13 protein-coding genes are annotated in these 12,973 nt (G+C 39.5%); 5 read left to right on the forward strand and 8 right to left on the reverse strand.

All coding sequences use genetic code 11. From position 1 onward, the window contains the following. Positions 1-40: 40 nt before the first annotated feature. Both ACRPLY_RS21710 and ACRPLY_RS21715 read left to right on the forward strand, forming a co-directional pair. Positions 41-937, forward strand: a complete 897-nt coding sequence (locus ACRPLY_RS21710; protein WP_028411557.1) for a hydroxymethylglutaryl-CoA lyase — start codon at positions 41-43, stop codon at positions 935-937. 68 nt (positions 938-1,005) lie between these two features. Beyond that, the gene (locus ACRPLY_RS21715) at positions 1,006-1,917 is read left to right on the forward strand and encodes an alpha/beta hydrolase (RefSeq protein WP_033579727.1); all 912 of its coding nucleotides are present in this window, start codon (positions 1,006-1,008) and stop codon (positions 1,915-1,917) included. Here ACRPLY_RS21715 and ACRPLY_RS21720 read toward each other — a convergent pair. Then, entirely contained in the window at positions 1,914-2,252 is a 339-nt protein-coding gene (locus tag ACRPLY_RS21720) for an iron-sulfur cluster biosynthesis family protein (RefSeq protein ID WP_028411559.1), read from the reverse strand. The two genes, ACRPLY_RS21715 and ACRPLY_RS21720, sit on opposite strands and share 4 nt — an antisense overlap. Before the next feature lie 130 nt (positions 2,253-2,382). Between ACRPLY_RS21720 and ACRPLY_RS21725 the strand changes: the two genes are divergently transcribed. After that, complete coding sequence (locus ACRPLY_RS21725) at positions 2,383-2,598, forward strand: CDGSH iron-sulfur domain-containing protein (protein ID WP_028410691.1); 216 nt, start codon at positions 2,383-2,385, stop codon at positions 2,596-2,598. A 73-nt stretch (positions 2,599-2,671) separates the two neighbouring features. On the opposite strand, the gene ACRPLY_RS21730 is transcribed toward ACRPLY_RS21725, so the two are convergent. Together ACRPLY_RS21730 and ACRPLY_RS21735 are read right to left on the reverse strand one after the other, a co-directional pair. Further along, positions 2,672-3,466, reverse strand: a complete 795-nt coding sequence (locus tag ACRPLY_RS21730) for an SDR family NAD(P)-dependent oxidoreductase (RefSeq protein WP_099331270.1) — start codon at positions 3,464-3,466, stop codon at positions 2,672-2,674. A 23-nt stretch (positions 3,467-3,489) separates the two neighbouring features. Then, on the reverse strand, positions 3,490-4,446 hold the full coding sequence (locus tag ACRPLY_RS21735; RefSeq protein ID WP_028411561.1) for an MBL fold metallo-hydrolase: 957 nt from the start codon (positions 4,444-4,446) through the stop codon (positions 3,490-3,492). A gap of 268 nt (positions 4,447-4,714) precedes the next feature. Between ACRPLY_RS21735 and proI the strand changes: the two genes are divergently transcribed. Beyond that, positions 4,715-5,563, forward strand: coding sequence for a pyrroline-5-carboxylate reductase ProI (gene proI / locus ACRPLY_RS21740; protein ID WP_033579726.1), 849 nt, complete (start codon positions 4,715-4,717; stop codon positions 5,561-5,563). Positions 5,564-5,700: 137 nt separating this feature from the next. Then, entirely contained in the window at positions 5,701-6,717 is a 1,017-nt protein-coding gene (namA, locus tag ACRPLY_RS21745; protein ID WP_028411563.1) for an NADPH dehydrogenase NamA, read from the forward strand. 28 nt (positions 6,718-6,745) lie between these two features. On the opposite strand, the gene rnz is transcribed toward namA, so the two are convergent. The 5 genes from rnz to ACRPLY_RS21770 form a co-directional block, all read right to left on the reverse strand. Beyond that, a complete protein-coding gene (gene rnz / locus ACRPLY_RS21750) occupies positions 6,746-7,675 on the reverse strand; it encodes a ribonuclease Z (RefSeq protein ID WP_033579725.1) in 930 nt (309 codons plus the stop codon). Positions 7,676-7,743: 68 nt separating this feature from the next. Further along, the gene (locus ACRPLY_RS21755; RefSeq protein WP_028411565.1) at positions 7,744-9,102 is read right to left on the reverse strand and encodes an aspartate aminotransferase family protein; all 1,359 of its coding nucleotides are present in this window, start codon (positions 9,100-9,102) and stop codon (positions 7,744-7,746) included. 93 nt (positions 9,103-9,195) lie between these two features. Continuing rightward, positions 9,196-10,665 (reverse strand): CoA-acylating methylmalonate-semialdehyde dehydrogenase, encoded by a 1,470-nt coding sequence (locus tag ACRPLY_RS21760; RefSeq protein WP_432232108.1) that lies wholly within the window; start codon positions 10,663-10,665, stop codon positions 9,196-9,198. Between the two features lie 207 nt (positions 10,666-10,872). Next, a complete protein-coding gene (locus tag ACRPLY_RS21765) occupies positions 10,873-12,504 on the reverse strand; it encodes a PucR family transcriptional regulator (protein WP_432232109.1) in 1,632 nt (543 codons plus the stop codon). Between the two features lie 139 nt (positions 12,505-12,643). Then, positions 12,644-12,835 carry a hypothetical protein gene (locus tag ACRPLY_RS21770; RefSeq protein ID WP_013059103.1) on the reverse strand — a complete coding sequence of 64 codons (192 nt, stop codon included), beginning with the start codon at positions 12,833-12,835 and terminating at the stop codon, positions 12,644-12,646. Between the last annotated feature and the right edge of the window lie 138 nt (positions 12,836-12,973).

The raw sequence follows: 12,973 nt of genomic DNA on the forward strand, positions 1-12,973 counted from the left end.
AATATTAGTAAGCGTTTACATTGTGGGAGGAGAGCGGTTTATGGGATTTCCTGAAAAAGTAACAATTATAGAAGTTGGTCCACGAGATGGACTTCAAAATGAAAAAAATTTTGTTCCAACTGATAAAAAAATTAATTTTATCAAAAAATTAAAAGAAGCTGGACTATCTGAAATCGAAATTACATCCTTTGTTTCTCCAAAATGGGTTCCTCAAATGAAAGATGCTTCTACTATTGCACCTATATTCCAGCCTGATACATGCCGAAACATTGTACTGGTGCCGAATCAAAAAGGCTTGGAAAAGGCACTGCAAGCTGATTGCCGCTCGGTTGCGCTTTTTATTGGCGTAAGCGATACTTTTAATCAAAAAAATATTAACAAAAACACCGAAGAAGCTGTCCAAACGCTGCTTCCTCTCATTCAGCAGCTTAAGCAGCAAGAATGTTTTATTCGCACCTGCATTTCCACCGCCTTTTATTGCCCATATGAAGGAAAAATAAATGAACGTGACGTGCTGAGCCTTTGCGAAAGCTTTGTGGAAGCTGGAGTAGATGAGCTAAGCGTTGCCGATACAATTGGCATGGCAAATCCTAAAGATGTATTTTCACTTTTCTCGAAATTAAAACAAAGTTTTTCCCACACGCTACTTGCTGCGCACTTTCACGATACGAGAGGATTAGCTATTGCAAATATCTATGCAGCTCTGCAAGCCGGTATTAACAGGTTCGATTCATCCGCTGGCGGGCTAGGAGGATGTCCATTTGCTAAGGGAGCAACGGGAAACGTAGCTACCGAAGATCTTGTCTTTATGCTTCATGAAATGGGTATTTCCACTTCTATTAATGAAGAAAAGCTGCTCGAAGCGGTCGATTTTATCGCTCCTTACATTTCAAGACCGATTGAAAGCAAGCAATACTCTTTATTTGCACAGCGTTAAAAATTAGGTTTTTATGAGAGCGATGCTATAATAACTAATAGCTATATTAACAAAAGGAGCCGCTAATCATGAAAAAATGGCTATTATTAGTAGGAAGCGTTCTCGGAGCATTTGCCGCTCTTGGCATCTTTTTTACAAATCAAATGATGTACATCCGTAAAAAGACCGACAAAGTTATTATTGACCGCGATACGGAAGATGGCTTTTATGATGAGAAAGTCTATAGCACTCTTCCTAAAGAAGCATTTGTACTTCCTTCTTCTCTAGGCTATAACATAGCTGGGACCGTTATTAAACAACACGATCACAACCGATTTATGATTCTTTCGCATGGAGTCACAGTTCATTCACTGAATTCTATGAAATATGCTCGGCTTTTTCTGAAGCTTGGATGGAACGTCGTTCTTTATGATCATCGCCGTCACGGCAAGTCTGAAGGGAAAACAACGAGCTACGGCTATTATGAAAAGCTGGATCTTCAATCTGTTGTTCACTGGGTAAAAGAACAATTCGGTTCAACTATTTCCCTTGGGATTCACGGGGAGTCTATGGGAGCTGCGACCACTCTTTTGTATGCTGGAATGGAAGACGGAGCTGATTTTTATATTGTCGACTGCCCTTTTTCAGACTTGGAAGAACTTCTTGCCTATCGCTTAAAACAAGATTTCCATCTGCCCAAACAGCTTGTGATGCCAGCAGCCAATATTATTTTAAAATGGCGAGAAGGCTATTCATTTAAAGACGTATCCCCCATTTCAGTCGTAGATCAAATAAAACATCCTGTTCTGTTTATCCATAGTAAAGAAGATGACTATATTCTTCCTAAAATGACGGAGCAGCTGCATGCCAAAAAAATGGGTGCAAAACGGATGTATTTGGCACCTGTAGGCACTCATGCCCGCTCGTATGCTGATAATCCAGGGGAATATGAACAAGTTATTGAATCATTTTTAGAAAAAATACAAAAAGAAGCGCATTAAAGCGCTTCTTTTGTTTTATCGATGAATGACATGCGCGGATTTAAAATTTGAGAAGGACATTTTAGCATAAACGCATATGCACTTTCATTGTAGTCAACCGTCATATTATCATCTAGAAATACTTGCTTTGTTTTTTCGACAAGAACGGGAACAAAATTCGTCTCGATGGTCACATCATCGCTCTCTTTTTCATCAACAATCCATAGCGTCGTTACACCGCTCACCACACAGCCGCATCCATCCGTATCGTATTTCAATTTTAAATATAGTGAAGAATCTTTTCCGTACTTTTCTTGTATTTTTGTTATTGCTTTATCTGTAAAGGTAATATTCATTTTCCTTTAACTCCTTTTAAACTAATTGTATAAACAAACGAAAATTGCTTATATAATGAGTATAATACACATCTTGCTTTCATTAAACTCTGGCGCTTCATATAGGTGTGTACAAAAAGGAGGTTTTTCTATGTCAAAAGTACAAATTAAAGTAATGGATAACGGTTCTTTCCGTGTCACTGGAGACGTTGAATTAATTGATGCAGACGGCAATAAATTTGAAACAAAGCCGACATTTTCACTATGCCGATGTGGCCAGTCGCAAAAGATGCCCTTTTGCGACGGAAATCATAAAGGAAAATTCGACTCTTGTGTGCGCGCTGCAAAAGTTTTAGACGAGCAGTAGATTCATAGAAATACAGCTTTACTGAACGAAAGCATTAACGAAAAACATTGATAACCTGTGATTAAAGCACAGGTTATTTTCTATTAAACGCATCCCCTGCCAATTTTTCTACGAGCCCCGGGGCAAGCTGATACACCTTCGAACCCATGTTCATCCACTTAGGCAAGTTGACTTCTCGTTTTGATTTCCCAATAATATTGACCGTTTTTTCAGCTACGTATTGAGGTTTTAACATAAACTTTTCTACACTTTTTTCATAGTTTCCTGACTGATCCGCTATTGAAAAAAAGTTGGTTTGAATAGGACCTGGATTCACTGCGGTTACATAGATATCCGTTTTTGCTAATTCCATTCGCAGGCTGTTGGTAAACCCTAGCACGGCATGTTTAGAAGCTGAATAGCCACTGGATTTAGGCGTTGCCAGTTTGCCTGCTTGAGAAGCAATGTTAATAATATGTCCTTTGTTTTCTTTTAGCATATAAGCTAAAATTTCTTGTGTACATGCAATTAATCCAATAACATTGACTTGAAACATTGATGCAATTGTCGAAATGGATGCTTCTTTCACTTCTTCAAATACACCAAAGCCTGCATTATTAATCAGCACATCAACACGCTTAATTTCACTTATCATTTTCTGAACAACACTTTTGACTTCCTCTACGTTCGCTACGTCAGCTTTATATATGTAAGAGGTAATCCCATACTTTTGATTAATTTGCTCAGCTACTCGCTGCAGCTTTTCTTCTGTACGTGCAAGTAAAACGGGGACGCCCCCTCTTTTGGCCACTTCATAAGCTAAATGTTCTCCAAGACCTCCTGAAGCGCCTGTAATCACGACATGTTGGTTCTTTAACGAGGATTTCAAATATAACACACCTTTTTTGTAAGTTAAGAGCACACAGAATAAATAAGCGTACTTTCCTTTTCATGTGTACTGATTTTATTTGCATCTTCTAAAAAATCGAGCTGACCAATTGTTTCAGAAAGAGTTAGCCCTAGTTCTTTTTCATAAATAGTAGGAAATAGCTGTTTGCAAATATCAAACGCTGTTTGAGGGCGTTCTTTTATCATGCTAAGCACTTTATCCGCTCGGTCGCTTTGCTTTTGTAACCTCTCTTGTACAAGTTCACGGACATGTAATACTTCATCTCCATGACCTGTATAGATACAGCTTATCTCTAAGTCAAGCAGACGTCTTAACGAATGATTATATTGAAGAAGCGTTTTAGGCCGCTCGCCGCTTGGTTTCATAGGAGGTTCAATAAGCGGATTAGATGAAATATGCTTTAACAGCAAATCTCCTCCAATCATAACCGCTGTTTTTTCATTGTATAATGCAATATGGCTTTGAGCATGACCGGGCACTTCAAGCACTTTCCAACTCTCTAGGCCCGGAATGTAATCTCCTTCCTGCACAGAAGTCGTAAGAGAACGGTGACATGAATACTTCATTGATGCTTTTAAACGTTTTAAATAGGGGCGAAATCTTTCATCTACGCCCGCTTTCATAAAGTGATCTTCAAAAAACGCATCGTACCACTCAAAAAAATCCGGATTCTGAGAGATCCAAGGCTGATTTTTCGCATGACCGACTATGGCGATATCTTTATCAAAAAAATCAAGCATTCCTACGTGATCAGGATGGTGATGAGTTAGGACAACTTGTTTAATATCATCTGGTTTTAATCCTATTTCATTAAGCTTTTCTTTAAATACAGACCACGCTGCCTCCGTTTTAATACCAGCATCGATTAGCGTAACGGTCTGACCTTTTATAACAAAAACATTCACATCTCCTACCGCAAAAGGAGTAGGCAGCACAATTTTATACAATTGCTCATTCATCTGTATTTTTGCTCCTTTACCATCGCATTTTCTTTTAAGTTTACACGATTTTTCCCCTTATTTATACAATTGCTTTCGTTTTCTGAAAATTACATTGACATCCCTCTCTTTTTCATTGCATAATGACAGAAATATAGTGAAGTTTTATTCATATCTTTAGATAACTATGCATTTTATAAAGAAGAGATACACAAACACAAACCTTTAACAGATACTGAAATTTCAGTATCTGTTTTCATTGGATAGCAAATGACTGGAGGAAATTTTAATGAAAACGGATTTAAACATCGCCTTTATTGGAGCTGGATCAATGGCTGAAGCCATGATCTCAGGGCTGCTGTCAGATAAAAAGCTTCGCCCCAACCAAATCACCGTAACAAATCATAGCAATGATAAAAGACTTCACGAACTTCGAAACGCCTATGGAATTAACATTACGCGTAATCATGCCTTGTTAATAGAAAAAAGCGATATCGTCGTGCTTGCTATTAAACCAAAAGACGTAGCCGAAAGCATCAATACGATTAAGTCCTATATTCGTCCCCATCACCTCGTTCTCTCTGTTTTAGCGGGTGTATCGACTGCCACAATTGTAAACTTGTTTGACCAAGAAGTAGCGGTTGTAAGAGCTATGCCAAATACATCTGCTTCTATTGGATTATCGGCTACAGCCATTGCACCCGGGAAGTTTGCTACAGCGGAGCATATGAACGTTACTACTGCTTTATTTGAAACGATTGGTACGGTTACAACTGTAGAGGAAGAGCAGCTTCACGCTGTAACAGGACTATCTGGAAGCGGCCCAGCGTATGTCTATTATCTAGTAGAAGCAATGGAAAAAGCAGCTGAAAAACAAGGCTTGGATACGTCAGTGTCAAATGAACTAATTCTTCAAACGCTTATCGGTGCTGCAGAAATGCTGAAACAGTCACCTAAAACACCGGCCGTACTTCGAAAAGAAGTTATGAGTCCTGGCGGTACAACAGAAGCAGGAATCGAACAGCTTATTTCTCATAACTTCCAAGAAGCGATGATGCAGTGTATTGAACAAGCTACCATTCGCTCTAAATATTTAGGAGATACGATTGACGAAAAAATCTCGAGTAAACGTTCGTAAAGGTTCACCTCTTTCTAAAAAAAGAAAGAGGTTTTTTTATGATTAAAAATGGATAAGCAGATTATGTGAAAGATATTTCAATGCGGTGATATAATAACTTTTGTTTAGAGTATCGAAATAATTGGAGGTTAAACCGAATGACAACAAAACTATTTTCACCTTATACAGTGAAAGACGTAACATTAAAAAACCGAATTGTAATGTCACCAATGTGCATGTATTCATGCGAAAAAGAAGACGGAGTAGTAACCGACTTTCATATGGTTCACTACACAACTCGCGCGGTTGGACAAGTAGGTCTCATTATGGTTGAAGCCTCAGCTGTCGTCCCACAAGGTCGTATTTCAGCTCAAGACTTAGGGATTTGGAATGATGAGCAAAGAGATGGATTAACAAAACTTGTGACACAGCTAAAAGAAAACGGTGCAAAAACGGCCATTCAACTTGCACACGCAGGACGTAAAGCAACTGTTGAAGGCGATATTTATGCTCCTTCTGCGATTGCTTTTGATGATAAAAGTAAAAAACCTGTGGAAATGACCACAGAACAAATTCATGAAACGATTTCTGCCTTTAAAGAAAGCGCTCGACGCTCAAAGGAAGCTGGATTTGATATTATCGAGCTTCACGCGGCACACGGTTATTTAGTACATCAATTCCTATCACCGCTAAGCAATAAACGCAGCGACGAATATGGCGGCAGCGCAGAAAACCGCTATCGTTTCTTAAAGGAAATTATTGACGCTGTGAAAACAGAGTGGGACGGTCCTTTATTTGTCCGTGTTTCTGCTTCTGACTATACAGAAGGCGGATTAACAGTCGATGATCACGTTGTATTTGCAAAATGGATGAAAGAACAAGGCGTCGACTTAATTGACGTTAGTTCCGGTGCTCTTGTACATGCTCCAATTAACGTATACCCTGGCTATCAAGTTCCATTTGCAGATAAAATTAAGCAGCAGGCAAATATTGATACAGGCGCAGTTGGATTAATTACAACTGGACGACAAGCTGAAGAGGTTTTACAAAGCGAACGCGCTGATTTAATTTTTGTTGCGCGCGAACTTCTGCGCGATCCGTACTTCCCGCGCACGGCGGCAAAAGAATTAAATGAAACACTTTCAGCACCCGTTCAGTACGAACGCGGATGGTAAAAAAAGACGAGGATATCCTCGTCTTTTTTTATGAAATCGTAAACCTTTTTAAGTCTTCTGCTATATCGGTATTCGGAAAAATTTCTTTTGCTCCTTCTGCTAACTGGCTGACTGCGTCTCCTTGGTAACGCGAACTGATATGAGATAAAATAAGACGCTCGGCCGATGCTGTTTTAGCAATTTCAGCGGCTTCTTTTGCAGTAGAATGAAAATAGTTGTAAGCAAGCTCCTCGTCTCCCGCTGCAAACGTAGCTTCATGGATTAACACATTCGCATGCATAGCAAGCTGAACACTTTGCGTGCACCTTCTTGTATCTCCTAAAACCGTGATGACCTTCCCTTTTTTAGGTTCTCCTACAAACTCTTGTCCATTGATTAGACGCCCATCTTTTAATACTACTTCTTTCCCTTCTTTTAACTGCTGATAATGAGGCCCTGGGGGAATATTCATTTCTCTTAAACGCTGAACGTCCAGTGACCCTGGCAAATCTTTTTCGACAACGCGATATCCATAAGATAAAATGCCATGTTCAAGTTTGCCAAACTCCACTGAAAAAGTTTCATCTTCAAAAATCGTTCCACTTTCACTTTCCTCTTCTATTTCAACAACCTCTAGAGGATATTGCAGATGAGTTTGACTTACAGCAAGCGTGACTTCAATAAATTCTTTAATTCCTTTTGGCCCGTATACAGTAAGCAGCGATTCTCCGCCTTGAAACGAACGGCTTCCAAGGAGTCCAGGTAAGCCATAAATATGATCACCGTGAAGGTGCGTAATAAAAATTTTCTCAATTCGTCTCGGTTTAACGGTTGTATGTAAAATTTGATGCTGCGTTGCTTCTCCGCAATCAAAAAGCCACACCGCCCCTCTTTCTTGCAAAAGTTCGAGCGCAAGAGATGAAACATTCCGCTGTTTTGCTGGTACTCCTGCACCCGTTCCTAAAAATAACAATTCCATTTTCTACTTCCTCCTTCACACGCACAAAAAGCCTGTAAGTATATTATACAGGCTTTTTGCAAACTTACCTATTTGATGCTGTCAAGCGCATACGTAATAGTAGCTAATAACAGCTCAATATCACTTTCCTCAATGTTGAGCGGCGGCGAGAGCGTGAGAACATTATTATAGCCGGCTACCGTTGCTCCATTTTTCCCAATAATGACTCCTTTGCTTTTACATTTAGCAATCACTTCATTTACAAGATTAACGTCTAGCGGTTCCTTCGTTTGCTTATCAGCTACAAGTTCAATTCCGATTAAAAGCCCTTTACCTCTTACATCTCCAACGTATGGGTGGCTATCAATAAGCGGCGTTAGCTCACTTAATACGTAAGCCCCGAGCTGTTTAGAACGATCAAACAGATTTTCTCTTTCCATAATTTCTAAATTCTTTAATGCCAGTGCACACGCAGCCGGGCTTCCTCCAAATGTATTAACGTGGCGAAAATACTCGTACTGATCGCTATCTTTGAACGCTTCATAGATTTCTTTTTTAACAGCAGTTGCCGAGAGCGGAAGATATGCGCTTGTAATTCCTTTTGCCATGGTAATGATATCTGGTTTTACATCGTAGTTCATAAAACCAAAGGCTTCTCCTGTACGTCCAAAGCCGCAAATAACTTCATCTACAATTAGAAGTGCACCGTGTTTTTCACACGTTTCTTTTACGCCTTTCATATAATTTTGAGGCGGTAAAAGAATTCCTCCACCTGTAATAATTGGCTCCATAATAACAGCGGCAATCGTTTCGCTTAGCTCCCACGTCATGACATTGTCAATATCTTTTACAGATTGAAGCTCTTCTTTTGGCGCATGGTAGTCATCTTGCCCTCGGTATGAATCAGGCGGCGCAACGTGAATAAAGCCAGGAGCAAGCGGTTCATATTTATATTTACGCTGAGCTTGGCCCGTTGCTGCTAGTGCGCCCATTGAATTTCCGTGATACCCTCGGTAACGCGAAATAAATTTGTAGCGAGAATGCTCTCCTTTTTGCTGATGGTATTGACGCACAATTTTAAAAGCCGTTTCATTTGCTTCAGATCCGCTATTTGAAAAGAAGATAACATAGTCATCACCTAGCATTTCATTTAGCTTCTCTGCTAGTTTGATAGCAGGTACGTGAGATTGAGTGAGCGGAAAATAAGCCAGTTCTTTTAGCTGCTCATAGGCTGCGAGCGCTAACTCATCCCGTCCATACCCGGTATTTACACACCAAAGCCCTGCCATTGCATCTAAATAGCGATTTCCTTGTTCATCTGTAATCCAAGCACCTTTTGCTTTTGTAGCTACCATCGTTGCATCCGGACTGTATGGTTTCATTCCATGCCATACATACTGCTCATCTTTTGCACGCAGATCTTTTTCATTTTGACTGACCTGTACCATCTTATCCACTCCCAAATCGCTAGCGCGGTATTTTTTTCTGTATGAAAAGACTTCGACAAAATGCCGAAGCCACTTGCTATATTCATCTATATGTTAAAAGTCAAAGCGTGATGTAACCATCTTTTTACGTGTAAAGAAGTTCAAACCGTCTTTGCCGTTTACATGCAAATCTCCGTAAAAAGAGTCTTTCCAGCCGGAGAATGGGAAGAAGGCCATCGTAGCAGGTACTCCTACGTTAATGCCGAGCATACCCGCATCTGCTTCTTCTCTAAATTGACGCACCGCTTTTGCATCTTTTGTATAAATCGTTGCTCCATTTCCAAAACGAGATTTTTCCATATAGCAAAGTGCTTCATCTAATGTGTCAGCGCGAAGCAAGCTTAGTACAGGTGCAAAAATCTCTTCTTTAGCAATGGTCATATCAGGAGTTACGCGGTCAAAAATGGTTGCTCCTAAGAAATTTCCTTCTGCATGTTCATCCATTTCTTTACGTCCGTCACGAATGAGTTCCGCCCCTTCTTTCATGCCAAGTTCAATATAATCCAGCACCTTATCACGGTGCTCTTTTCGAATCACGGGCGTTAGAAGCACTTCATCATCAAATCCGCTTCCCATAATTAATTCATCTGCTTTTTGCTTTAATTTTGCGACGAATTCATCTCCTTTTTCACCAACTACGACCACGGCGCTGCAAGCCATGCATCGCTGGCCGGCACTTCCATAAGCCGAGCTGATAATATGGGATACCGCTTTATCCATATCGCAGTCTGGCATCACAACATGATGATTTTTAGCTCCGGATAAAGCCTGAACTCGTTTCCCTTGAGCTGCAGCTTGTTCATAAACATACTTTGCTACCGGCTGCGATCCGACGAATGAAATCGCTTTAACTTTTTCGTGCTCTATTAATCCATTCACGACATCATGTGCCCCGTGTACAATATTTAATAATCCATCCGGTGCTCCTGCTTCTGTAAAAAGTTCAGCAAGTCGCGTTGCTAAAAGCGGCGTTCGCTCAGACGGTTTTAATACAAACGTATTTCCACATACAATGGCAAGCGGGAACATCCACAGCGGTACCATCATTGGAAAATTAAAAGGTGTGATGCCTCCGACAACACCAAGTGGGAAACGGAACATTTCAGAATCAATTTCTTCCGCTATGTTATTTAATGATTCTCCCATTAATAAAGTAGGAGCACCCGCAGCAAACTCCACGCATTCAATACCGCGCTGTACTTCACCGTAAGCTTCTTTAAAAGCCTTGCCGTTTTCTTGTACAACTAATTTCGCTAACTCTTCGTGATGCTTAACTAGTAAATGCTGAAACGCAAACATTAATCTTGCTCGTTTTGGAGCAGGAACGTTACGCCATGTTTCAAATGTTTTTTGCGCTGTTTCCACCGCATTGGCTACGTCTTCTTTTGTAGAAAGCGGTACTTTTGCAATTACTTCGCCCGTCGATGGATTAATTACCTCTCCAAATTTTTGCCCTGCCGTATCAACCCATTTTCCGCCCACGTAATTTTTTAAAACTTGCGTATCATTATTCACAACTGACATATCGCTTGGCCTCCTCAAAAAATAAGAAATGACAAATCTACCTTTATTATTGAATAAATAAATGGTGGTTGCATTAGACAAAATGTGAAACAACTCTAGATTCTCGTTTCACATTTTGCGCAGTGAACTCGGAGAAAGCATGAACTAAAATGAACATATAGTAAAATCATCCTCAACATAAAAAAACAGCTGTTTCCAGCTGCTTACTTATCCGTTTATAAATTCCGCACGCGACTTTTTCATCATAAACAAATATTCATATGCCATAATCATAAATTCAATCGCCAATCGTTTTTCCGGCTCCATAAAATCTTCACCCAGCAGCTTTTCTAGTTTTTCAATGCGGTGATACAGCGTTTGCCGCACAATGTATAAACGCTTAGCCGTCTCTTGTTTAGATCCGTTGCATGCTAAATAAATTTTTAATGTTTCCATGAGTTTTGCATTGTACGTTTCATCATATGTAATAACGGGCTGCAGATATTCAAACACCACTTCCTGTAAGTCTTCATGCTGATGTAAAAGCGAAATAATTCGGTACATATGCAAATCATCATAAAAATGAATAATGGTTTGTTTTTGCAGCATTTCTTGAATCGAAATTGTTTCTTTAGCCGTTTCATAGCTTTTATGCATACAGTCAAGCTGTTCACAGTATTGGCCAATTCCGATAAAGCTAATAGCGTTCCGCTTTGAGTTTTCATCCGATTCGTATTGATTCATCCAGCGGTGAAGGCTGCTTTCTAATCTCGCTCTCCACGTGCTAACCATTCGTTTGTTCAAAAGAATAAATAACACTTCGCGATTTCGCTCGGAGACTAATAAGTGAAAGCCTTCTTGTTCAAAGATGCTTCGTAAGATCAGCTTAAAATACGTTCGATCAAACTTTTCCCGTCTTTGCCACTTACAGCAAACAACGATACCCCCGCGAATAGGAGAATCTGAACACACCTCGTGCATAGAATCTTTTATTTGTTCAAGAGTTAGCTCTCCGTTCATCCATTTCGTCATCCATTCAGTTTCATCTACTCTTTTTTTCTCTTCGACATACAAGTCCTTCAAAAAATGCTGAGCAAGTGCAGTTGCCGTCCGGTCAACGGTGAGCACTTCAAGTTCTGTTAACGCTTCATTTATAGAGGCGACATACAGCTGAGCATAATCTTGTCCTAATAAATGAATAGGCTGCTCAGTAAAATGCGGACTCTCATTTTCCCTGCTTATATAATGAAGTAGAAGCTGCTGTTTGAGTAAGTCCATCTCCGGAGCAAAGGTAAATAATTCATTTGAAACTTTAAGGCCGACAAGAAGCCCCGTAGATTCATATAAACACTGTAAGATAACGGCCGGGTCATTAACTGTTAACAGCAGCTGATTTAGCCGATGAGAATACTGTTCTAAATCGGAAATCATTTGATAATGCTGATTAATTAAAAGTGAGTGAACATCTTGCGTAATTTCAACGAACGGAACTTCTTCGTGAAATAAAATAATCGGAAAATCACATTCGTTCGCTTTATCAATGACAATTTGCGGAATCTTAGAAGTATAAGTGCCAAGTTCAATACACAGTCCTGATGCCTTACAAGAAATTAATTGCTGAAGAAATGATAAACAAGATTGAGGATCTTCTCCCCAGCCTACCCCTGTTGATAAAATGAGCTCGTTTCCTTTTAGCAGCTCATTAATGCGCGTCACTTCCATCACGTGCACCCACTTCACAGAATTAGTAAGCCCTTTCTCTCCAGCTATTACTTCACAGTTTACAAAATGTTTCCTTGTTAAAATCTCTGTTACTGTTAAATATGATTTCAAGTCAACACCGCCCCTAGCGAATTTCACATCATGTCTCCTGGATCATTAACGCGTATTTCGCATATGTGTAGAACAAAAGCTATATCTTCTTACATTATATTAAATATTTAGAAGAAATAAAATATTTAATAAAAGAAACGAAAAAAGCTGTAACGATAATGGATCGTTACAGCTTCTGAGCCGTTTGCTGTAATTTATTAAAAAAACCGTGGCGCTTAACCGCTTGTTCTTTAATTCGGTGAATTTCTTTTTTATAAAAACGCAAATCTTGTAGTGACACTGCATTTAACATTTCCATTTTTAATTTATCAATAATTTTTGTTTCTTCTTGTGTCATACACTGCGTAGCTTGATCCATCCGTGTCACACCCTTTTTATATTTAATAGATTTATTGTGAAAACGTTCTACTATAATATTTACTACAATTTACTAGATAACTAAACCTTTTCTCTTTCGATGTAAACGAAATGTAACAACTGTAATACAGTCAATGGA

Origin of the sequence: Priestia sp. TGN 0903, from assembly GCF_050846855.1 — a bacterium.
GTDB lineage: Bacteria > Bacillota > Bacilli > Bacillales > Bacillaceae_H > Priestia > Priestia zanthoxyli.

Bases quoted from the DNA above. Each gene is read 5' to 3' on its own strand.
- ACRPLY_RS21755 (WP_028411565.1), bottom strand. From the start codon at position 9,102: ATGGTACAGGTCAGTCAAAATGAAAAAGATCTGCGTGCAAAAGATGAG.
- ACRPLY_RS21725 (WP_028410691.1), top strand. From the start codon at position 2,383: ATGTCAAAAGTACAAATTAAAGTAATGGATAACGGTTCTTTCCGTGTC.
- ACRPLY_RS21720 (WP_028411559.1), bottom strand. From the start codon at position 2,252: ATGAATATTACCTTTACAGATAAAGCAATAACAAAAATACAAGAAAAG.
- rnz (WP_033579725.1), bottom strand. From the start codon at position 7,675: ATGGAATTGTTATTTTTAGGAACGGGTGCAGGAGTACCAGCAAAACAG.
- namA (WP_028411563.1), top strand. From the start codon at position 5,701: ATGACAACAAAACTATTTTCACCTTATACAGTGAAAGACGTAACATTA.
- ACRPLY_RS21710 (WP_028411557.1), top strand. From the start codon at position 41: ATGGGATTTCCTGAAAAAGTAACAATTATAGAAGTTGGTCCACGAGAT.
- ACRPLY_RS21735 (WP_028411561.1), bottom strand. From the start codon at position 4,446: ATGAATGAGCAATTGTATAAAATTGTGCTGCCTACTCCTTTTGCGGTA.
- ACRPLY_RS21770 (WP_013059103.1), bottom strand. From the start codon at position 12,835: ATGGATCAAGCTACGCAGTGTATGACACAAGAAGAAACAAAAATTATT.
- ACRPLY_RS21760 (WP_432232108.1), bottom strand. From the start codon at position 10,665: ATGTCAGTTGTGAATAATGATACGCAAGTTTTAAAAAATTACGTGGGC.
- proI (WP_033579726.1), top strand. From the start codon at position 4,715: ATGAAAACGGATTTAAACATCGCCTTTATTGGAGCTGGATCAATGGCT.
- ACRPLY_RS21715 (WP_033579727.1), top strand. From the start codon at position 1,006: ATGAAAAAATGGCTATTATTAGTAGGAAGCGTTCTCGGAGCATTTGCC.